The sequence below is a fragment of the Arcicella sp. GW458-12-2-14-TSB2 genome (assembly GCF_059423785.1).
In genome coordinates, this window is the sequence record NZ_JBWKYN010000357.1 from 1 (window position 1) to 1286 (window position 1286).

The window sequence follows — 1286 nt, forward strand, 5'->3', positions numbered from 1 at the left end:
TTATTAAGATTCATGAAATAATCGTTCTTTGAAATTTGGGTAAAACTCATTAAATTTTCGTCAAAATTCATATTTATGCGACTTATTGTTACTTTAAGCGATAGCCAAGAGCAAGAATTACAAGATTTAGTCACTCATCATCCCAAAGCCTATATTCGAGAAAAAGCTGCTGCTATCTTAAAAATAGCTCAAGGGCAGTCTGGAGTCGATGTTGCCCAAAATGGTCTTTTACGTAAACGTCGTAAAAACACTGTTTATGACTGGGTTCATCGTTATCAGGCTGAGGGTATTTCAGGTTTATTAGTTAAAAAAGGGCGAGGATTAAAACCTTCTTTTTTCCCCTGAGCAAGAAAGTGTTGCTTGCTTACAAACCCAAATGATTGTTGGACAAAGTCCCCAAGGCTATGGTTTTGAGCAAAGCCGTTGGAGTTTAAAGCATTTGCTTTGTATTTGCACTCATTTAAAGATAAAAAGTAAGTCTTGCTTATGGAACTGGCTCAAGAAATGGAAAATTTCTTATAAAAGAGGCAGACTCTATGTCCACAGCCCAGATGCTGATTATCAAGCTAAACTTGCTTATATCAAAACAAGCCTTGAAACAGCCGATATTGACAATTCAGTATTTATATGTATTGACCAATTGACGATTTATGCTCATCCTAGTGTGAGTTGTGCGTATGCAAAACAACAACCATTAGCTAAACAAGGATGGCAACATAATAAAACTATGCGTATTATGGGTGGTTTAAACATACTTACTGGCAAAGTCGACTACTTCATACGCAATAAGATAAGTGTTGCCACCATCTATTGTTTTTATCAAGAATTGGTCAATACATATCCCGATAAGCAAATTTATATCATACTTGACAACTGGCCTATGCACTATCATCCTGACATATTAGCAGCTTTACAAGCACAAGATTGCCCATTCAAATTGCATGTTCCTGCTTCTTGGAATCACTTAAAGCCTGCTAAAAAGTACAATAACAAAAACTTGCCAATAAAACTATTACCCTTACCAACCTATGCCTCATGGTTGAATGTTATCGAAAAACTTTGGAGGAAGCTTAAACAAGAACTCTTGCACATGCACCCTTTTAAAGACCAATTCCAACAACTCAAACAACAAGTAAAAATGTGGCTTGATAAATATAATAGCCCTCAAAATCATGATGAATTGAGAAGCTATGTCGGATTAATGAAAGACGATAACTTTCTTGGAAATATTTGTAATGAAATTTACTCAAAAAATCAAAGAACGTTTATTTTATGAAAGCTAATAA

General features: G+C 34.9%; 2 protein-coding genes. Both read left to right on the forward strand.

Annotated features, from left to right (window positions below; genetic code table 11):
- The first annotated feature begins 75 nt into the window (after positions 1–75).
- On the forward strand, positions 76–345 hold the full coding sequence (locus tag AC07XN_RS24425; RefSeq protein WP_494744941.1) for a helix-turn-helix domain-containing protein: 270 nt from the start codon (positions 76–78) through the stop codon (positions 343–345).
- Between the two features lie 31 nt (positions 346–376).
- Positions 377–1276 carry an IS630 family transposase gene (locus AC07XN_RS24430; RefSeq protein ID WP_494744942.1) on the forward strand — a complete coding sequence of 300 codons (900 nt, stop codon included), beginning with the start codon at positions 377–379 and terminating at the stop codon, positions 1274–1276.
- The last annotated feature ends 10 nt before the right edge of the window (positions 1277–1286 follow it).

Coding starts and splice junctions, on each gene's coding strand:
- AC07XN_RS24425 (WP_494744941.1), top strand. CDS start 76: ATGCGACTTATTGTTACTTTAAGCGATAGCCAAGAGCAAGAATTACAA.
- AC07XN_RS24430 (WP_494744942.1), top strand. CDS start 377: ATGATTGTTGGACAAAGTCCCCAAGGCTATGGTTTTGAGCAAAGCCGT.